The sequence below is a fragment of the Enterobacter sp. K16B genome (assembly GCF_020216105.1).
In the GTDB taxonomy this organism is placed as follows: Bacteria; Pseudomonadota; Gammaproteobacteria; order Enterobacterales; family Enterobacteriaceae; genus Enterobacter; species Enterobacter sichuanensis.
In genome coordinates this window covers 1-19,398 of sequence record NZ_JAIWJZ010000129.1, presented here as the reverse complement: position 1 = coordinate 19,398, position 19,398 = coordinate 1, and the positions used below count along the sequence as shown (strand labels likewise).

The following is a 19,398-nucleotide window of genomic DNA, read 5'->3' as shown; positions in this document are numbered from 1 at the left end:
TTAGCGTGCCGGCTGAGTAGTCGCAGTGGACTGCTCGTAGTGATAGCGACCGGTTTTCAGGCTGCTCGGGCCAAGGCGCGCGAACTTGAACATCAGGAACAGTTCAGCCACCAGGAACAGGGTGTACAGACCACAAATCAGCAGCATGGAGAAGATCAGGTCGCCCGCTGTCAGGGAAGAGTTCGCCACTGCCGTTGGCAGTACCTCACCAATCGCCCATGGCTGACGGCCATACTCCGCAACAAACCAGCCAGATTCAATCGCGATCCACGGCAGTGGAATACCGTACAGCGCGGTACGCAGCAGCCATTTTTTCTCGCCGATGCGGTTACGAATCACGGACCAGAAGGACGCCGCAATGATCAGCAGCATGATGACGCCGCAGCCCACCATGATACGGAACGCAAAGTACAGCGGTGCAACACGCGGAATGGAGTCTTTGGTTGCCATCTGGATCTGCGCTTCCGTCGCATCGGAAACGTTCGGGGTATAACGTTTCAGGAGCAGACCGTAACCGAGATCTTTCTTCACGGTATTGAACTGGTCACGAACAGCCTGGTCTGTCGAGCCGGCACGCAGCTGTTCCAGCAGCGAGTAGGCTTTCATACCGTTACGGATACGCTCTTCATGCTGAACCATCAGCTCTTTCAGACCCGTCACCTGCTTATCAACAGAACGGGTTGCGATGATACCCAGCGCGTAAGGGATCTGAATCGCGAAGCGGTTTTCCTGCGCATCCTGATCGGGGATACCGAACAGCGTAAAGGCAGCAGGTGCCGGTTGTGTTTCCCATTCGGCTTCAATTGCGGCCAGTTTGGTTTTCTGCACGTCACCCATTTCGTAACCGGATTCATCACCCAGAACGATAACAGAGAGGATGGCAGCCATACCGAAGCTTGCAGCGATAGCAAAGGAGCGCTTGGCAAAGGCGAAGTCACGACCACGCAGCATGTAATAAGAGCTGATGCCCAGTACAAACATCGCGCCGCACACATAGCCAGAAGCCACGGTGTGGACGAATTTAACCTGTGCTACCGGGTTCAGGACCAGCTCGGCAAAGCTGACCATCTCCATACGCATGGTTTCGAAGTTGAAATCAGACGCGATAGGGTTCTGCATCCAGCCGTTCGCGACCAGGATCCACAGCGCGGACAGGTTCGAACCTAATGCCACCAGCCAGGTTACCGCCATATGCTGGACTTTACCCAGACGGTCCCAACCGAAGAAGAACAGACCTACAAAGGTGGATTCGAGGAAGAAGGCCATCAGACCTTCAATGGCCAGCGGCGCACCGAAGATATCCCCTACATAGTGAGAATAGTAAGACCAGTTAGTCCCGAACTGGAACTCCATGGTCAGACCGGTTGCCACGCCCAGCGCAAAGTTGATACCAAACAACTTGCCCCAGAACTTGGTCATATCTTTATAAATCTGTTTGCCGGAGAGAACGTATACCGTTTCCATGATGGCCAGCAGGAACGCCATACCGAGCGTCAGTGGCACAAACAGGAAGTGGTACATCGCGGTCAAGGCAAACTGTAAGCGCGACAGTTCGACTATATCTAACATCATGACTCCTTGCTCATCGCATGAAGACTCCGAGAGTGAACCCCGTCAGAACGAGACCCACACGCATGCCCCAATACAAATTATTCGCATCCTTGTCGTCGTTATTACCCTGAGGGAGGATAAAAACGATGACGTGAGGTTACGAATACGTTAATAAAAAACTCAAATTGATCCCGTAAATATAATACGCTGCAAAACCCTTACAATAAACAGGTTTTTATTGAATCATATTTACGTTTTTCGACGGCGATCAATTTATAGCAAAATTACCACTTTTCGGCCATTTTGATCGGGAACAATTTAGCGCTTTTCGACGCCTTTTTCCAAGGATTAAACATTGATTTAAATCAAAAACAATTCTATGTGTTAATTGTGTTTTGATGTGGTGAACATGGTAAAAACCATGTTAAAGATATGTATATGAAATACAATTAAGGTTATCGAATCAACGGATGAATATAAACAGAAGTGATTTTTATTAACTTAGTAATGCTTAATGGCTGATTTATTCAGGACATAAATTTTAGTACGTTTTTTGTTTTTTTCCATCTGCTCTCTTAAGGCAAATAAATAACAATTATTTTACTTTTACATCCTCTCTAATTAACACCCAGTTGTGACTATTGCATGACGCCCGGCAGGCAATAAAAAAGGCCGCTTTACAGCGGCCAACCATGTCGAAACGGACATTTTTTATACTGCAACGCCCCCCTTCCGGGGAGCAGAGAGGACTTACTTAATGATGGATTTCAGTGCTTCGCCGATATCCGCCAGGCTGCGAACGGTTTTCACGCCTGCGGCTTCCAGCGCGGCAAATTTCTCATCAGCCGTACCTTTACCACCGGCGATGATTGCGCCTGCGTGACCCATACGTTTACCTTTCGGTGCAGTCACGCCCGCGATGTAGCCGACAACAGGCTTGGTCACGTGTTCTTTGATGTAAGCAGCCGCTTCTTCTTCCGCGCTACCACCGATCTCACCGATCATGACGATCGCTTCGGTCTGTGGATCTTCCTGGAACAGCTTCAGGATGTCGATGAAGTTAGAGCCCGGGATTGGGTCACCGCCGATGCCCACACAGGTGGACTGGCCGAAGCCGTAATCGGTCGTCTGCTTAACCGCTTCATAGGTGAGGGTACCGGAACGGGAAACGATACCCACTTTGCCCGGCTTATGAATGTGGCCCGGCATGATGCCGATTTTGCATTCGCCCGGGGTGATAACGCCTGGGCAGTTAGGGCCGATCATGCGCACGCCCGCTTCGTCCAGCTTCACTTTCACGGTCAGCATATCCAGCGTCGGGATGCCTTCAGTGATGGTGATAATAAGCTTAATGCCTGCATCGATGGCTTCCAGAATAGAGTCTTTGCAGAACGGAGCCGGAACGTAGATCACGGTCGCGGTAGCGCCCGTCGCTTCTACAGCTTCACGCACGGTGTTGAACACCGGCAGACCCAGGTGCGTGGTGCCGCCTTTACCTGGCGTTACGCCGCCAACCATCTGCGTACCGTAGGCAATCGCCTGTTCGGAGTGGAAAGTCCCCTGGCTACCGGTGAAGCCCTGGCAGATAACCTTGGTATCTTTATTAATTAAAACTGACATTATTTCCCCTCCACTGCGGCAACAACCTGCTGAGCTGCATCCGTCAGACTTTTCGCTGCAATAATATTCAGGCCGCTGTCAGCCAGTTTTTTCGCGCCGAGTTCAGCGTTGTTACCTTCCAGACGTACAACAACCGGAACGTTAACACCCACTTCTTCTACCGCACCGATGATACCGTCAGCGATCAGGTCGCAACGTACGATGCCGCCGAAGATGTTAACCAGAACGGCCTTCACATTGTCGTCGGAGAGAATGATTTTGAACGCTTCGGTTACGCGCTCTTTGGTTGCGCCACCGCCTACGTCGAGGAAGTTTGCTGGCTCACCGCCGTGCAGCTTAACGATGTCCATGGTGCCCATTGCCAGGCCCGCACCGTTAACCATGCAGCCGATGTTGCCATCCAGCGCCACGTAGTTCAGCTCCCACTGTGCAGCCTGCGCTTCACGTGGATCTTCCTGAGACTGGTCGCGCATTTCACGCAGATCCGGCTGGCGGAACAGAGCGTTACCGTCAGCGCCAAGTTTGCCGTCGAGGCAGATCAGATCGCCCTGAGTGGTGATCACCAGCGGGTTGATCTCGATCAGCGCCAGGTCGCGCTCCAGGAAGATCGTCGCCAGGCCCATGAAGATCTTGGTGAACTGCTGAACCAGTTTACCTTCCAGGCCCAGTTTAAACGCCAGCTCACGACCCTGGTAAGGCATTGGACCTGCCAGCGGATCGATAGCCACTTTGTGGATCAGGTGTGGGGTCTCTTCCGCCACTTTTTCGATTTCCACGCCGCCTTCAGTAGACGCCATGAACACCACGCGACGGGAGCTACGGTCAACCACCGCGCCCAGATACAGCTCTTTGGCGATATCAGTCGCCGCTTCAACCAGGATCTGGTTAACCGGCTGGCCGTTCGCATCTGTCTGGTAGGTCACCAGACGCTTGCCGAGCCAATGTTCAGCAAACGCACGAATCTCTTCTTTGCTCTTAACAACCTTCACACCGCCCGCTTTACCACGGCCACCAGCGTGAACCTGACACTTAACTACCCACGGGCCGGAACCGATTTTAGATGCGGCTTCTTCTGCTTCACGCGGGGTAGTACAGGCATAACCCACCGGAGCCGGTAAGCCATACCGGGCAAACAGCTGTTTGGCCTGATATTCATGTAAGTTCATGTGTTCTATCCATCCTTCAGGGTAATCGTTATCTTCAAACCTGTAGACCGGCGCGATCTGTGTGCCGGATGGCGCTACGCTTATCCGGCCTACAGGGCAGGTGATGCTAAATAGTTACTAGACGTCCAGCAGCAGACGCGTTGGATCTTCCAGCAGCTCTTTAATGGCGACCAGGAAGCCCACGGATTCGCGGCCGTCGATCAGGCGGTGGTCGTAAGAGAGCGCCAGGTACATCATTGGCAGGATCTCCACTTTACCGTCTACCGCCATAGGACGATCTTTAATGGCATGCATACCCAGGATCGCGCTCTGCGGCGGGTTGATGATTGGGGTAGACATCAGTGAACCGAATACACCGCCGTTGGTAATGGTGAAGTTACCGCCGGTCAGATCTTCTACGGTCAGCTTGCCGTCGCGGCCTTTCACAGCCAGCTCTTTAATATTTTTCTCAATGTCAGCCATACCCAGGGTATCAACATCACGCAGGACCGGGGTCACCAGGCCACGTGGGGTCGAAACCGCCATGCTGACGTCGAAGTAGTTGTGGTAAACCACGTCATCGCCATCGATGGACGCGTTCACTTCCGGGTAGCGTTTCAGCGCTTCAACCACCGCTTTCACGTAGAAGGACATAAAGCCCAGACGGATACCGTGACGTTTTTCGAAGGCGTCACCGTACTGCTTACGCAGATCCATGATTGGCTTCATGTTCACTTCGTTGAAAGTGGTCAGCATCGCCGTGGAATTTTTCGCTTCCAGCAGACGCTCAGCCACACGCTTACGCAGGCGAGTCATAGGAACACGTTTTTCGCTGCGCGCGCCCAGAGCAGGCTGGGCTGCAGGGGCTGCTGCTGGCGCTTTCGCTTCTGCCTGAGCAGGCGCTTTCGCCAGGTGTTTGTCGATGTCTTCGCGGGTCAGACGACCGCCCACACCGGTACCTTTAATGGCTGCCGGGTCAAGGCTGTGTTCAGCCAGCAGGCGACGGATCGCCGGGCTGAGCGCGTCGTTAGACTGTTCTTCCAGAGAAGCCTGCTGGCGCTGAGCCGGCGTAGAGGCTTTCTCTTCAGATTTCGCGCTGGACTCTTTGCCCGCGCTGTTGCCTTCACGCAGGCGACCCAGGATCTGACGAGAGGTGACGGTGGTACCTTCATCTTCCAGCACTGCGTCCAGAACGCCATCCGCCGAAGCCGGTACTTCCAGTACCACTTTGTCAGTTTCGATTTCTACCAGCACTTCATCACGCTTAACGGCATCGCCTGGTTTTTTGTGCCAGGTAGCGACGGTCGCATCTGCTACAGATTCAGGCAGGTCGGGAACAAGAATATCTACGCTACTCATTATGTATCCTTTAATTAATCGACGTTCAGCGCGTCATTGACCAGATCTTGTTGCTGCTTCTGGTGAACGGACATATACCCTACCGCCGGAGAGGCGGAGGCCGGGCGACCTGCATAGCGCAGGGCTGACCCAAATGGAATCACTTCACGGAAATGATGCTGGCTGCAGTACCATGCGCCCTGGTTGAGCGGCTCTTCCTGGCACCAGACAAAATCATGTACGTGAGCGTACGGTTTCAGCGCTTCCTGCACCGCCTGGTGCGGGAACGGATAAAGCTGTTCGATACGCACGATGGCGACATCTTTCTGATCGTTCTTACGGCGCTGTTCCAGCAGGTCGTAATAAACCTTACCAGAACACATCACCACGCGCTTCACGGCCTGCGGATCCAGCTCATCAATTTCACCGATAGCTGGCAGGAAGGTGCCGTTGGCCAGTTCATCCAGGCTGGAGACCGCCAGCGGGTGACGCAGCAGGGATTTCGGCGACATCACCACCAGCGGACGACGCATACCGCGCAGCGCCTGACGACGCAGCATGTGGTAAACCTGAGCCGGGGTGGACGGTACGCAGACCTGCATGTTCTGCTCAGCGCAGAGCTGCAGATAACGTTCCAGACGCGCGGAGGAGTGTTCCGGGCCCTGACCTTCATAACCGTGCGGAAGCAACATCACCAGGCCACACATACGGCCCCATTTCTGCTCGCCGGAAGAGATGAACTGGTCGATAACCACCTGCGCGCCGTTGGCGAAGTCACCGAACTGCGCTTCCCAGATAGTCAGGGTACGCGGTTCAGCCGTGGCGTAACCGTATTCGAAGGCCAGCACCGCTTCTTCAGACAGCACGGAGTCCCAGATCTTGAACTGGCCCTGACCGTTGTGCACGTGCTGCAGCGGGGTGTACGTTGAACCGTTGGACTGGTTATGCACGACCGCGTGACGGTGGAAGAAGGTGCCACGGCCCGCATCTTCACCGGACAGACGAACAGGAATACCTTCGTCAACCAGTGTCGCGTAAGCCAGGGTTTCCGCGCCGCCCCAGTCGAACAGCTTCTCGCCTGCGGCCATAGCCTGGCGATCAGCATAAATTTTTGCCACGCGAGACTGCATCTCAATAGCGTCTGGTACGGTGCTGATGCGTTTAGCCAGCTCCTGCAGGCGCTTCATCTCGACCTTGTTCGGGTAGCTCTCATCCCACTCGTGGTTGAGGTACGGCGACCAGGTAAAGGAGTGCATGTTCATCGGACGCAGCTCTTTCACCACGCATTCACCTGCATCCAGCGCGTCGCGGTAGAGGTTGACCATCTCGGTCGCATCTTCCAGCGTCGCCACTTTTTCGCTTTCCAGCTTGTCAGCGTAGATTTTGCGCGGGGTCGGGTGTTTTTTGATTTTCTGGTACATCAACGGCTGGGTTGCACTCGGCTCGTCGGCTTCGTTGTGGCCGTGACGGCGGTAGCAGAACAGGTCGATGAACACATCGCGTTTGAAGGTGTTACGGAAGTCCAGCGCCAGACGGGTCACGAAGGCGACCGCTTCCGGATCGTCCGCGTTAACGTGGAAGATCGGCGCCTGAACCATCTTACCGATGTCGGTACAGTATGGGGTAGAACGCGCATCCAGCGGGTTAGAGGTGGTGAAGCCCACCTGGTTATTGATGACGATACGCACGGTACCGCCCACTTCATAACCACGCGCTTTAGACATGTTCAGGGTTTCCTGAACCACGCCCTGCCCGGTGACCGCGGCGTCACCGTGGATGGTGATTGGCAGCACTTTATTGCTGCTTGGCTCATCCAGACGATCCAGACGCGCACGAACGGAACCGATAACCACCGGGCTGACGATCTCCAGGTGTGACGGGTTAAATGCCAGCGCCAGGTGAACCAGACCGCCTTCGGTTTCGATATCAGACGAGAAGCCCATGTGATACTTCACGTCGCCGGTGCCAAGGTGTTCTTTATGTTTGCCCGCGAATTCGTCGAACAGGTCCTGCGGTTTTTTCCCCAGCACGTTGACCAGTACGTTCAGACGACCACGGTGCGCCATGCCCAGCACCACTTCACGGGTGCCGCTCTTGCCTGCGTGACGAATCAGCTCTTTCAGCATCGGCACCAGCGCATCGCCGCCTTCCAGCGAGAAGCGTTTTGCGCCCGGGAATTTCGCGCCCAGATAGCGCTCAAGCCCTTCCGCTGCCGTCAGTTCATTGAGGAAGCGTTTTTTCTCGTCAGCCGAGAAGGTCGCGTGGCCTGCTACGGATTCGATACGCTGCTGGATCCAGCGTTTCTCTTCGGTAGAGGTAATGTGCATGTATTCCGCGCCGATGGAGCCGCAGTAGGTTTGCTTGAGCGCGTCAATCAGATCGCCCAGCTTCATCGTGTCTTTGCCGATGGCAAAGGAACCTACGTTAAAGCTTTCCTGGAAATCGGCCTCGGTCAGATCGTGATACGCCGGATCGAGATCGGCCACACGGTCTTGTTTCCACAGTCCCAGCGGATCGAGATTCGCATGCTGGTGACCACGGAAGCGATAAGCGTTGATAAGCTGCAGGACTTTAACCTGCTTCGCATTGGTGTCAGGGTCGGAAATCGCAGAAGAGTAACGTGAGGCATCCTTCGCCAGACGACGGAAATAATCACGTGTTTTGGAATGGAATTGATCCGGTTTGACTCCCGTGCCAGGCAACTGCTGGAACATGGAACGCCAGTTTGCGTCCACTGAGTCAGGATCGGTTAAGAAGTCTTCATAGAGCTGTTCTATCCAGCTCTGGTTGGCACCAGAGAGGTAAGAAGAGTCCAGCCAGGCTTTCATTGCGCCGTTCTGCATCGTGATCCCTTAAGCATTTTTATGCTTACTTTCGCCGTAGAAACTACCACGTACACACCGTGTACGTGCCGGGGTTCACCTGCGAGCTCTTTTCATTTGGCCCGCGAAGGAACCTTTAGAAACTGTCTAAACTTCAGGGCAGTTTTTAAAGGTTTCTGCATTTTGCCCGGTGGCGCTACGCTTACCGGGCCTACAGACTCGTAGGCCGGATAAGCGCAGCGCTGTCCGGCAAATTTACTTACGCACTGCGCTGCAGCAGCATCGACTTAATATGGCCGATGGCGCGCGTCGGGTTCAGCCCCTTCGGACACACACTGACGCAGTTCATGATGCTATGGCAGCGGAATACGCTGAAAGCGTCACTCAGTCCTTCCAGACGGCTTTCGGTTTCGGTGTCGCGGCTATCGATCAGGAAGCGATAGGCAGCCAGCAGACCGGCCGGGCCGATAAACTTGTCCGGGTTCCACCAGAACGACGGGCAGGACGTTGAACAACATGCACAAAGAATACACTCGTACAACCCATCGAGTTTTTCACGCTGCTCAGGAGACTGTAAGTGCTCACGAGCGGGTGGATTTTGCCCATTATTCAATAAGTAAGGCTTAATCTTCTCATATTGTGCATAGAATTGCCCCATGTCTACCACCAAATCACGCACGACCGGCAGACCTGGCAAAGGACGGATAACAATTTTCTGACCCGGACGCTGCAGCGCTGAAATTGGCGTGATGCAGGCCAGGCCATTTTTGCCGTTCATGTTCACACCGTCAGAGCCACAGACCCCTTCACGGCAGGAGCGACGGAACGACAGGGTCGGATCTTTCTCTTTCAGCTGGATTAAGGCATCCAGCAGCATCATGTCACGACCTTCTTCCGCTTCCAGGGTGTAGTCCTGCATACGCGGAGCATCATCAACATCCGGGTTATAACGATAAACTGAGAATTCGAGTTTCATTATCCTGTCTCCGCATTAGTAAGTACGAATCTTCGGCGGGAACGCCGGACGCAGTTTCGGTTCCATATTGACGCTACGACGCGTCATGGATTCCGACTCTGGCAGATACAGGGAATGGCACAGCCAGTTTTCATCGTCACGCTCCGGGAAGTCGAAGCGGCTATGGGCGCCACGGCTTTCGGTACGGAAGTTTGCCGCCATCGCGGTCGCGAACGCGGTTTCCATCAGGTTATCCAGCTCCAGACACTCTACGCGCTGGGTGTTGAACTCGCTGGAGGTGTCGTCCAGACGGGCGTTTTTGAGACGCTCGCGGATCGCTTTCAGCTGCTCAAGACCTTTGGCCATCGCGTCGCCTTCGCGGAATACCGAGAAGTTGTGCTGCATGCACTCCTGCAGCGCTTTACGGATTTCCACCGGATCTTCGCCGTTACGGTTGCCGTTCCAGCGGTTGAGACGTTCAAGAGAAGCATCAATTTCGTCTTCGGTCGCATCACGCAGCGCACCCTGCTCGGCAATGGATTCCTGCAGATGCAGACCCACCGCACGACCAAACACCACCAGGTCCAGCAGGGAGTTGCCGCCCAGACGGTTAGCACCGTGTACCGATACGCAGGCGATTTCGCCCACTGCGAACAGGCCAGGGATAACCACATCTTCGCCCTGCTCGTTTACGGTCAGCGCCTGACCGGTCACCTTGGTCGGAATACCGCCCATCATGTAGTGGCAGGTTGGGATGACAGGGATCGGCTCTTTCACCGGGTCGACGTGCGCGAAGGTGCGCGACAGTTCCAGGATGCCCGGCAGACGGGATTCCAGCACCTCTTTACCCAGGTGGTCGAGTTTCAGCTTCGCGTGAGGACCCCATGGGCCATCACAGCCGCGGCCTTCACGGATTTCGATCATGATGGAACGCGCCACCACGTCACGACCCGCCAGGTCTTTCGCATTCGGGGCATAACGCTCCATAAAGCGCTCGCCGTGTTTGTTCAGCAGGTAACCCCCTTCACCGCGGCAACCTTCCGTTACCAGCACGCCCGCACCGGCGATACCGGTTGGGTGGAACTGCCACATCTCCATATCCTGCACCGGCACGCCCGCGCGGATAGCCATACCGACCCCGTCACCGGTGTTGATGTGGGCATTGGTGGTGGACTGGTAGATACGGCCTGCACCACCGGTCGCCAGCACGGTTGCGCGGGCTTTGAAGTAAACCACTTCACCGGTTTCGATGCACAGTGCGGTACAGCCGACGATTGCGCCATCGGCATTCTTCACCAGATCCAGCGCGTACCACTCGGAGAAGATGGTGGTGTGATTTTTCAGGTTCTGCTGATACAGGGTGTGCAGCAGTGCGTGACCGGTACGGTCAGCCGCCGCCGCGGTACGTGCCGCCTGCTCGCCGCCGAAGTTTTTCGACTGGCCGCCAAACGGACGCTGATAGATGGTGCCATTTTCCAGACGGGAGAACGGCAGACCCATGTGGTCCAGCTCCAGAATCGCTTCCGGGCCGGTCTTACACATATATTCGATGGCATCCTGGTCACCGATGTAATCGGAACCTTTTACCGTATCGTACATGTGCCATTCCCAGTTATCTTCATGGGAGTTACCCAGCGCAACGGTAATACCGCCCTGCGCAGACACAGTATGGGAACGGGTTGGGAAGACTTTAGAGAGCAGCGCACAGCTCTGGCCGCTCTGGGAAATTTGCAGTGCGGCACGCATACCTGCGCCACCCGCACCAATGACGACAGCATCAAATTCTCTGACTGGCAGTTTCATTACACACCCCACACCACAACAAATCCATAAATAACGTAAACCACCAGAGCAACAACAATGGCCAGCTGCAGAGGGAGGCGAATCGCCAGAGGTTTAACGTAATCGGTCAGCACCTGCCACATACCAATCCAGGCATGAATAAGGATGGAGAACAGCGCCAGCAGGGTGAACACTTTGGTGAAGGCCGATCCGAAGAACCCACTCCAGATTTCCCACGTAAGCTCCCCGCTGGTGGCGAAGAAACCGATCATATAGATGATGTAAAGGGTGAGAACGATGGCGGTAGCACGGACCAGAATGAAGTCATGTACGCCGTTGCGTCCTAATGCGGAGGCGTTGCTTACCATACGAGAACTCCTGCGAGAAGTGAAAGCACGACTGTAATCACAAATGAAATGTTAGCGGAGCGTTTCCCGGCTTCGAAGGTCTCTTCGAGATAGCCAAAGTCCATCAGCATATGGCGAACACCCACCACAACGTGGTACGCCAGTGCGGTCAGAATGCCCCACATGATGAATTTCACGAAGAAGCTGTTCATGATGGCCGAGGCCTGGAGGAATCCTTCAGGGGAAGAGAGGCTGGTACCCAGTAACCACAGCAGAATGCCGACCGCCACAAACGTAATCACACCTGAAACACGGTGCAGAATGGACGCTATTGCTGTTACAGGGAACCGGATCGTTTTCAGATCCAGATTGACAGGTCTTTGTTTTTTCACATTTCTTATCATGAATAACGCCCACATGCTGTTCTTATTGTTTCCTTCCTCCGGACTGCGATGCGGGTCAAGCAGCGTTCCTTTTCTATAACTGCGCGTCATGCAAAACATTGCTTCCAGATGCTAAAACGACACGTTACAACGCTGGGTGGCTCGGGATTGCAGGGTGTTCCGGAGACCTGGCGGCAGTATAGGCCGTTCACAAAATCATTACAATTAACCTACATACAGTTTGTTGGGTTTTCTCTGGAACAGTGATCAGGGTCACGATAACAACATCTTTTTAATTTTTAATCATCTGATTTGACAAATGTTAAACAATATTGTTACAAACGTCATCAGAAAAGGCATATAATGCGCAAAAGTTATGAGGTCTCTCTTTCACCTGACAAATAGTTATGTAACAGTGTGATGGTATTGACCGAAGTTATCAGGACAGTTATTAGTGATATACAGGTTTGAATAATTCGGACTGCAAAAACGCTGATTTGCTGTGGTTTCACTGATATTTCATTCGTTTACCTGCAAGGCGCCATAGCTCTGTACCCTGGTTTGTCCTCGTGAGCTGAGCGGTAAGCCAAATAACAATCTGGTAACGATGATTAACAGCTGAAGGCAAATCCGGTAAAGCGCAGTCTTAAGCATAAGGCGCTAAGGAGACCGTAAATGGCTGATACTAAGGCAAAACTCACCCTAAATGGTGATGATGCTATTGAACTGGATGTGCTAAAAGGCACGCTCGGTCAGGATGTTATTGATATCCGTACGCTGGGTTCCAAAGGGATGTTTACCTTTGACCCTGGATTTACTTCTACCGCATCTTGCGAATCCAAAATCACCTTCATTGACGGTGACGAAGGTATCCTGCTCCATCGCGGCTTCCCTATCGATCAGTTAGCCACCGAATCCAACTATCTGGAAGTGTGCTATATCCTGCTGAACGGCGAAAAACCGACACAGGCTCAGTTCGATGAATTTAAAACCACCGTGACCCGTCACACCATGATCCATGAGCAGATCACCCGTCTGTTCCATGCGTTCCGTCGTGACTCTCACCCGATGGCGGTGATGTGCGGGATTACCGGTGCGCTGGCGGCGTTTTACCACGACTCTCTGGACGTGAATAACCCGCGTCACCGTGAAATCGCCGCTTACCGTCTGCTGTCCAAAATGCCTACCATGGCGGCGATGTGTTACAAGTACTCCATCGGCCAGCCGTTTGTGTACCCACGCAATGACCTCTCCTACGCGGGTAACTTCCTGCGCATGATGTTCTCCACGCCGTGCGAAGAGTACGAAGTGAACCCGGTGCTGGAACGCGCAATGGACCGTATTCTGATCCTGCACGCTGACCACGAACAGAACGCATCGACCTCTACCGTTCGTACCGCAGGCTCTTCAGGCGCTAACCCGTTCGCCTGTATTGCTGCGGGCATCGCCTCCCTGTGGGGACCGGCGCACGGCGGCGCGAACGAAGCGGCGCTGAAGATGCTGGAAGAGATCAGCACCGTTGAGCACATTCCTGAATTCGTGCGTCGCGCGAAAGATAAGAATGACTCCTTCCGCCTGATGGGCTTCGGTCACCGTGTTTACAAAAACTACGACCCACGCGCAACCGTGATGCGCGAGACCTGCCACGAAGTGCTGAAAGAGCTGGGCACTAAAGATGATCTGCTGGAAGTGGCGATGGAGCTGGAACACATCGCGCTGAACGACCCGTACTTCATCGAGAAGAAACTCTATCCGAACGTCGATTTCTACTCTGGCATTATTCTGAAAGCGATGGGTATTCCGTCCTCCATGTTCACCGTGATCTTCGCCATGGCCCGTACCGTTGGCTGGATTGCGCACTGGAACGAAATGCACAGCGAAGGCATGAAAATCGCCCGTCCTCGTCAGCTGTACACCGGCTACGAGCAGCGAGATTTTAAGTCTGATCTGAAGCGCTAAAAGTTAAGCCCGGTGGCGCTACCGCTTACCGGGCCTACAAATGCGAAACGTAGGCCGGGTAAGGCGTAGCCGCTACCCGGCTTTTTTATTTTTGACAATGTGGACACCAGTAAAACGGTCTTGAGGAGAGCATTGTCCTCTCTATAATCCCGCCGCACCGCTCGCACTTCTTCCCCGACCGATGAAACACCTTGAACCGGAACAGCGCGCCGTGATGCTTATTCTCATCCACCACGCCACGCGTGTTATACGACAGACGCGGAATATCCAGCAGCGCATGAGAGAGCGCCTCCAACTGGTCATCGCTTAACTCAGACGCTTTGTGCTGGGGCGCCAGCCCGACTTCCCAGAGGATTTCCACCCGCAGGTAGTTGCCAAGTCCGGCCAGAAACGCCTGATCGAGGAATAACCCGGAAAATTGCCGGTTGCGGAATTTGGGAGACAACAAGCGGGCTTTGACATTGCTCGCCGTCAGGCGCATATCCAGCACGTCGGGCCCGACCCGCTGTAAGAACGGGTGCGTAAGCAGTTGCTCAGGCGTTAACATTTCGATATCAGATGCGCTGTACAGAAGGATCGCTTTCTCTGCCGTTTGCAGCCTGACGCGCAGCACGCGGGTGGTTTGCGGCTGTTCATCCGCGTTAACCACGCGCCACACGCCGTAAAGCTGGTTGTGGCTATATAACGTCAGGTTATGGGAAAAGTGCGTAAGCAACGCTTTTCCGCGCGTTTCAATATGCGTCACCGTTTGCCCCACCAGCGGGGCTTCAAACGGTTTCAGTTGAGGGAAAGCAAACCAGACATCCGTCAGCGGTTTACCTTTTATCGCCGCCTCGAGGCTATCCGCCGCGCGACGGATCTCCGGGCCTTCTGGCATTTTTCTGTCCTTATGATGATCAGGCGCTAACGAGAATACCTTGCTCTGCAAAAGCCGCCCGTAAGCGGCGCGCAAACTGCAGCGCATGCTCGCCATCGCCGTGTAAACAAACCGTTTCCGCCTGTACGCTGGCCGTTGAGCCATCCGTCGCGTTGACGGTCCCCTCACGCACCATCTGAAGGGTCTGCGCCAGCGCCTGAGACGCATCGGTGATTAATGCGCCGGGCTGGGACCGGGGGACCAGGCTACCATCAGGCAAATACCCTCTGTCGGCAAAGACTTCCTGACGCGTGGTTAACCCCAGACGCTGCCCCGCACGAATAAGCTCGCTTCCCGCCAGGCCAACCAGTATCAGCTGCGGGTTGCAGTCCCGTACCGCGCGGGCGATGGCGTCAGCCAGAACGGGATCTTTTGCCGCCTGATTGTAGAGCATGCCGTGCGGCTTCACGTGACGCAGCACACCGTTCTCGGCGCGAACAATCGCCTCCAGTGCGCCTGTCTGATAGAGCGTCTGGGCGTAAACCGTCTCCGGTGGGAGATCCATCGCGGTACGGCCAAAATTCTCCCGATCCGGAAAGCTCGGGTGAGCCCCCACCGCCACGCCGTTTTTGATGGCGTTTCGCACGCTCTCAAGCATCGTTTGGGCATCGCCCGCGTGAAAACCGCAGGCAATGTTGACCGACGAAACCAGCGTCATCAGTTCAGCGTCAGCACTACCGCCCTCGCCCAGATCGGCGTTTAAATCAATCTTTACCATCAAGCCTCCACGCCAGTTGTTCCAGATAACGCTGCTGATCCTGACGCGCCTTGAGCGCCTCCTCCAGCGAACATTGCACGAAGTGAATCGGCTGCCCCAGGGGGATTTGCGCCAGATGGTAGCGATCGGCTTCAATAATGCAGGCAATACGCGGATAACCGCCCGTTGTTTGCGCGTCATTCATCAACACTATCGGTTGACCGTTCCCCGGCACCTGGATGACGCCGGGCAATAAGCCGTGGGAAAGCAATTCACGCTCTGTCGTACGGGTCAGTGGCTGCCCCTGCAAACGGTACCCCATGCGGTTACTTTGTGGGCTGAGCTTCCACGGCGAGCGCCAGAAGGACTCTTTAGAGACCTCGTCGAACTCATGGTATTCCGGCCCCGGTAAGGCGCGGATCTGGTTGCCCCAGAGCAGTTGCTTCACCCCCTGAGCCGTCGAGAAGTGGCGCGCGGAGGGGTGAATCGCCAGACGGTCGCCATCGCGTAGCAACCGTCCTTCGTGACCGCCAATGCCGGCTTTCTGATCGGTACTGGCTGACCCCAGCACCTCCGGCACGTCAATCCCGCCCGCGACCGCAAGATAGCTGCGCACCCCGTGCAGAGGACGCTTAAGCGTTAAACGCTGTCCGGCTTTCGCCCGCAGCCGCCAGCCGGTCCAGACCGCTTTGCCATCCAGCGTGGCATCGCACCCTGCCCCGGTTAAGGCAAACCAGGTCTCCTGACCAAACTCAATGACACACTGCCCGAGCGTAATTTCGAGCGCAGCCGTATTGCCGGGGTTGCCCACCAGCACATTAGCAATCTCCAGCGCGGGCCTGTCCAGCGCGCCGCAATAGCTCACGCCAGACTGGCGCATGCCAAAGCGGCCCGCATCCTGAACGGAAGTGTAAAGACCGGCGCGAATAAGCGTTAACATACCCCCTCCTTCTGCGGAATAAAGCGGAGGGTATCGCCGGCACGCAACAGGACCGGCGATGCCTGTCCGGGTTCAAATAACGGCATGGACGTATGTCCGATAAGCTGCCAGCCGCCAGGCGAAGCCAGGGGATAAATACCGGTCTGCTCGCCGCCTATTGCGACGGTGCCAGCCGGTACACTCAGGCGAGGCTCCGCGCGACGCGGCGTATGCAGCCGCGGGGAGAGCCCGCCAAGGTACGGGAATCCCGGCTGAAACCCCAGGAACCAGACAACGTAATCAACCGAAGCGTGCAACTCGACGACCTGCTTTTCCGTTAACCCGCAGTGTTCCGCGACAACCGGGAGATCGGGTCCCCCCGCGCCACCGTACACCACCGGGATCTCAATCGTTCTGGAGTCAGGCTCCAGCGCTTCACTCTCTTCCCACCAGCGCTGTAAACGTTCGATAGCATCCAGCGCCAGCGTGTGCGGGCTACGCAGCACGACGGTAATGTTATTCATACCTGGAATGGCCTCAACCACCTCTGGCATGTCGGCCAGACGCTGGGTCAACCGCCAGATTCGCTTTTGCGTCGCCAGCGTAACAGGCGGCTCCAGCTCCAGTACCACTGCGGTTTCACCCAGAAGATAACAACGCGCTCGCTGCACTTAACTACCTCTCATCAGGCCGGATTAGGGATATCAATAAAGGTCACATCCAGATCGGTATTTTCCGTCAGCCACTCGCTGAGGGCGCGAATGCCGCCACGCTCCGTCGCATGGTGGCCTGCCGCGTAGAAATGGAGCCCCTGCTCCCGGGCGGAGTGAACCGTCTGCTCAGAAACTTCACCGGTAATAAACGCATCGACACCGAAGCGCGCGGCGCTATCGATAAAGCCTTGCCCGCCCCCGGTACACCAGGCGACACGCTTCACGAGATCGGGCCCGGTATCGCCGCACCACAGGGGACGACGCCCGAGACGCGCTTCTACCCAGGAGGCCAGTTCCAGTCCCGGCACCGGCATCGCTAACTCGCCCCACGGCACCAGCGGCTCAATTTCGCCCATCACGGTTATGCCTAATAATCGCGCCAGCTGGACGTTATTCCCCAGCTCCGGATGCGCATCCAGAGGCAGATGGTAACCGTACAGGTTGATGTCATTCGCCAGCAGCGTTTTCAGACGGTTGCGCTTCATACCGCGGATAATCGGCGACTCGTTTTTCCAGAAATAACCGTGGTGGACAATCACCGCGTCGGCTTCCTGACGAACCGCCTCGTCCAGCAGCGCCTGGCTTGCCGTCACGCCGGTGATAATTTTCTGCACCGTTTCGCGTCCTTCCACCTGCAGGCCATTCGGGCCGTAATCGCTAAAGGAGGCGGTATTCAGTTTTTCGTTAATCAGGCTTTCCAGTTCGCTGTTTTTCATCATCACTCTCTCAAGCTTTGCGGGCGGCTTCATAGGCCGCCAGCGTGGCGACGCGCGCCTGTTTATGGTCGACAATCGGACGGGGATAATCGAGCTTCACGCCCTGTTTATCCGCCCATGCCCACGGGTCGTGGATCGCTTTAGCAGGAACATTCCTGAGCGCGGGTAACCAGCGGCGTATAAAGTCGCCGCTGGCATCAAATTTTTGTCCCTGGGTCGTGGGATTAAAAATGCGGAAATAAGGGGCCGCATCGGTTCCGGTAGAGGCCGCCCACTGCCAGCCGCCGTTATTCGCCGCCAGATCGCCATCGATCAGCCGGGAAATAAAATAGCGCTCCCCGACACGCCAGTCGATAAGCAGATCTTTTACCAGGAAGCTGGCGGTAATCATCCGCAGGCGGTTGTGCATCCACCCGGTTTCATTCAGCTGGCGCATCGCGGCGTCCACAATCGGATAGCCTGTTTCACCTTTCTGCCAGGCCTCTAAAAGCGCTACATCGTGCTGCCATTTTACGTTATCGGTCCAGGGTATGAATGGACGATGCTTACATAAATCAGGGTGATACGTCATCAGATGGCGATAAAACTCGCGCCAGATAAGTTCGTTCAGCCACACCGAGCCTGAGCCACCATCCAGCGCCTGAGGCTGCTCCGCCAGAAGACGATGTAAACACTGGCGAGGAGAAAGGACGCCCAACGCCAGGCTCGCGGATAAACGGCTGGTTCCTTCAATTGCCGGGAAATCCCTGCGCGCGTCATAGTCTCCTGCGCCCTGTTTGCAAAACTGGCGCAGCTTCGCGATAGCGGCCTTCTCGTTTGCGGGAAACAGAAGCGCATCGAATGCCTGTTGGGGATAGTTAAACGTTAATTCAGGCAGATCGGTTATGGCGTCCCCTCTGGTGGAGGGCGCGGGTACGCACTCCGGCAGCGCCTCTTTAAGGCGTTTCACAAAGGCATTTTTAAAGGGCGTAAACACCTTGTACATTTCATGGCTGCCGGTCATGACGCTGCCCGGCGCCAGCATCACGCTGTCATCAAATCCCTGGCACTGAACCTCGCTCAGTAACGTCTCCAGCTGGCGATCCCGCTGACGCTCGTTCAGTTCGTACTGGTAGTTATAAAAAAGATGCGTGACATCATTCTGCTGGCAGACTTCCTGTATCATCAGAAGCTGCGCAGCGAAGTCACTGACCTCTCTATAAATCAATGGAATGCCTTTTTCGGCAAGCGAGCGTTGCAAGTCGTTCAGATGTGCACTGAGAAAAGCCGCCTGTCGCGGCGCCATATCATGCTGCTGCCACTGGCCAGGCGTAGCAATAAACAGCGCCAGCACCCTGGCATCCTGAGAGCGGCAGGCTGCCGCGAGAGCGATGTTGTCATGTACGCGCAGGTCCGCGCGAAACCAAACCAGATGGGTGGGCATAAAACTCCAGGCAAATATCCATTATGTCCGTAAGGGCACGCCACCAAAGGAAAAAGCGGCGAGCTTTTACTGTACTTTGCCATGAAGTGTAGACGGGATGAAATAAAAAAGG

The 19,398-nt window shown here is 55.3% G+C and carries 16 protein-coding genes; 1 reads left to right on the top strand and 15 read right to left on the bottom strand.

The genetic code is table 11. The annotated features are described in order from the left end of the window. From cydA to sdhC, 9 genes are all read right to left on the bottom strand, one after another. The gene (gene cydA / locus LDK53_RS20045) at positions 1 to 1,569 is read right to left on the bottom strand and encodes a cytochrome ubiquinol oxidase subunit I (RefSeq protein WP_025757209.1); all 1,569 of its coding nucleotides are present in this window, start codon (positions 1,567 to 1,569) and stop codon (positions 1 to 3) included. Positions 1,570 to 2,301: 732 nt separating this feature from the next. Beyond that, positions 2,302 to 3,171, bottom strand: a complete 870-nt coding sequence (gene sucD, locus LDK53_RS20040) for a succinate--CoA ligase subunit alpha (RefSeq protein ID WP_008501094.1) — start codon at positions 3,169 to 3,171, stop codon at positions 2,302 to 2,304. Next, positions 3,171 to 4,337, bottom strand: coding sequence for an ADP-forming succinate--CoA ligase subunit beta (gene sucC, locus LDK53_RS20035; RefSeq protein WP_006809579.1), 1,167 nt, complete (start codon positions 4,335 to 4,337; stop codon positions 3,171 to 3,173). Before sucC ends, sucD begins: the two co-directional genes overlap by 1 nt. A gap of 117 nt (positions 4,338 to 4,454) precedes the next feature. Continuing rightward, complete coding sequence (gene odhB, locus LDK53_RS20030; protein ID WP_047958039.1) at positions 4,455 to 5,675, bottom strand: 2-oxoglutarate dehydrogenase complex dihydrolipoyllysine-residue succinyltransferase; 1,221 nt, start codon at positions 5,673 to 5,675, stop codon at positions 4,455 to 4,457. 14 nt (positions 5,676 to 5,689) lie between these two features. Beyond that, complete coding sequence (gene sucA / locus LDK53_RS20025; protein WP_225287894.1) at positions 5,690 to 8,497, bottom strand: 2-oxoglutarate dehydrogenase E1 component; 2,808 nt, start codon at positions 8,495 to 8,497, stop codon at positions 5,690 to 5,692. Positions 8,498 to 8,735: 238 nt separating this feature from the next. Continuing rightward, positions 8,736 to 9,452, bottom strand: a complete 717-nt coding sequence (gene sdhB, locus LDK53_RS20020; protein ID WP_014883037.1) for a succinate dehydrogenase iron-sulfur subunit SdhB — start codon at positions 9,450 to 9,452, stop codon at positions 8,736 to 8,738. A 15-nt stretch (positions 9,453 to 9,467) separates the two neighbouring features. Further along, on the bottom strand, positions 9,468 to 11,234 hold the full coding sequence (gene sdhA, locus LDK53_RS20015; RefSeq protein WP_225287893.1) for a succinate dehydrogenase flavoprotein subunit: 1,767 nt from the start codon (positions 11,232 to 11,234) through the stop codon (positions 9,468 to 9,470). Beyond that, positions 11,234 to 11,581, bottom strand: a complete 348-nt coding sequence (gene sdhD, locus LDK53_RS20010) for a succinate dehydrogenase membrane anchor subunit (RefSeq protein ID WP_012016623.1) — start codon at positions 11,579 to 11,581, stop codon at positions 11,234 to 11,236. The genes sdhA and sdhD overlap by 1 nt, the downstream gene beginning before the upstream one ends. Then, positions 11,575 to 11,979 (bottom strand): succinate dehydrogenase cytochrome b556 subunit, encoded by a 405-nt coding sequence (sdhC, locus tag LDK53_RS20005; RefSeq protein WP_020684965.1) that lies wholly within the window; start codon positions 11,977 to 11,979, stop codon positions 11,575 to 11,577. Before sdhC ends, sdhD begins: the two co-directional genes overlap by 7 nt. A 639-nt stretch (positions 11,980 to 12,618) precedes the next feature. Here sdhC and LDK53_RS20000 point away from each other — a divergent pair. After that, a complete protein-coding gene (locus tag LDK53_RS20000) occupies positions 12,619 to 13,902 on the top strand; it encodes a citrate synthase (RefSeq protein ID WP_025756373.1) in 1,284 nt (427 codons plus the stop codon). 85 nt (positions 13,903 to 13,987) lie between these two features. On the opposite strand, the gene nei is transcribed toward LDK53_RS20000, so the two are convergent. From nei to phrB, 6 genes are read right to left on the bottom strand one after another with little or no spacing between them, the layout of a single operon-like run. Beyond that, on the bottom strand, positions 13,988 to 14,779 hold the full coding sequence (nei, locus tag LDK53_RS19995; protein ID WP_225287892.1) for an endonuclease VIII: 792 nt from the start codon (positions 14,777 to 14,779) through the stop codon (positions 13,988 to 13,990). Positions 14,780 to 14,798: 19 nt separating this feature from the next. Beyond that, positions 14,799 to 15,536, bottom strand: coding sequence for a 5-oxoprolinase subunit PxpA (gene pxpA, locus LDK53_RS19990; RefSeq protein WP_045286163.1), 738 nt, complete (start codon positions 15,534 to 15,536; stop codon positions 14,799 to 14,801). Continuing rightward, entirely contained in the window at positions 15,523 to 16,455 is a 933-nt protein-coding gene (pxpC, locus tag LDK53_RS19985; protein WP_059386057.1) for a 5-oxoprolinase subunit PxpC, read from the bottom strand. The genes pxpA and pxpC overlap by 14 nt, the downstream gene beginning before the upstream one ends. After that, a complete protein-coding gene (gene pxpB / locus LDK53_RS19980) occupies positions 16,449 to 17,105 on the bottom strand; it encodes a 5-oxoprolinase subunit PxpB (RefSeq protein ID WP_025756369.1) in 657 nt (218 codons plus the stop codon). Before pxpB ends, pxpC begins: the two co-directional genes overlap by 7 nt. A gap of 14 nt (positions 17,106 to 17,119) precedes the next feature. Then, complete coding sequence (locus LDK53_RS19975) at positions 17,120 to 17,863, bottom strand: type 2 GTP cyclohydrolase I (RefSeq protein ID WP_208282785.1); 744 nt, start codon at positions 17,861 to 17,863, stop codon at positions 17,120 to 17,122. Positions 17,864 to 17,873: 10 nt separating this feature from the next. Further along, positions 17,874 to 19,286, bottom strand: coding sequence for a deoxyribodipyrimidine photo-lyase (gene phrB / locus LDK53_RS19970; protein ID WP_225287891.1), 1,413 nt, complete (start codon positions 19,284 to 19,286; stop codon positions 17,874 to 17,876). Positions 19,287 to 19,398 lie beyond the last annotated feature (112 nt).

Coding starts and splice junctions, on each gene's coding strand:
- cydA (WP_025757209.1), bottom strand. CDS start 1,569: ATGTTAGATATAGTCGAACTGTCGCGCTTACAGTTTGCCTTGACCGCG.
- sucD (WP_008501094.1), bottom strand. CDS start 3,171: ATGTCAGTTTTAATTAATAAAGATACCAAGGTTATCTGCCAGGGCTTC.
- sucC (WP_006809579.1), bottom strand. CDS start 4,337: ATGAACTTACATGAATATCAGGCCAAACAGCTGTTTGCCCGGTATGGC.
- odhB (WP_047958039.1), bottom strand. CDS start 5,675: ATGAGTAGCGTAGATATTCTTGTTCCCGACCTGCCTGAATCTGTAGCA.
- sucA (WP_225287894.1), bottom strand. CDS start 8,497: ATGCAGAACGGCGCAATGAAAGCCTGGCTGGACTCTTCTTACCTCTCT.
- sdhB (WP_014883037.1), bottom strand. CDS start 9,452: ATGAAACTCGAATTCTCAGTTTATCGTTATAACCCGGATGTTGATGAT.
- sdhA (WP_225287893.1), bottom strand. CDS start 11,234: ATGAAACTGCCAGTCAGAGAATTTGATGCTGTCGTCATTGGTGCGGGT.
- sdhD (WP_012016623.1), bottom strand. CDS start 11,581: ATGGTAAGCAACGCCTCCGCATTAGGACGCAACGGCGTACATGACTTC.
- sdhC (WP_020684965.1), bottom strand. CDS start 11,979: ATGTGGGCGTTATTCATGATAAGAAATGTGAAAAAACAAAGACCTGTC.
- LDK53_RS20000 (WP_025756373.1), top strand. CDS start 12,619: ATGGCTGATACTAAGGCAAAACTCACCCTAAATGGTGATGATGCTATT.
- nei (WP_225287892.1), bottom strand. CDS start 14,779: ATGCCAGAAGGCCCGGAGATCCGTCGCGCGGCGGATAGCCTCGAGGCG.
- pxpA (WP_045286163.1), bottom strand. CDS start 15,536: ATGGTAAAGATTGATTTAAACGCCGATCTGGGCGAGGGCGGTAGTGCT.
- pxpC (WP_059386057.1), bottom strand. CDS start 16,455: ATGTTAACGCTTATTCGCGCCGGTCTTTACACTTCCGTTCAGGATGCG.
- LDK53_RS19975 (WP_208282785.1), bottom strand. CDS start 17,863: ATGAAAAACAGCGAACTGGAAAGCCTGATTAACGAAAAACTGAATACC.
- phrB (WP_225287891.1), bottom strand. CDS start 19,286: ATGCCCACCCATCTGGTTTGGTTTCGCGCGGACCTGCGCGTACATGAC.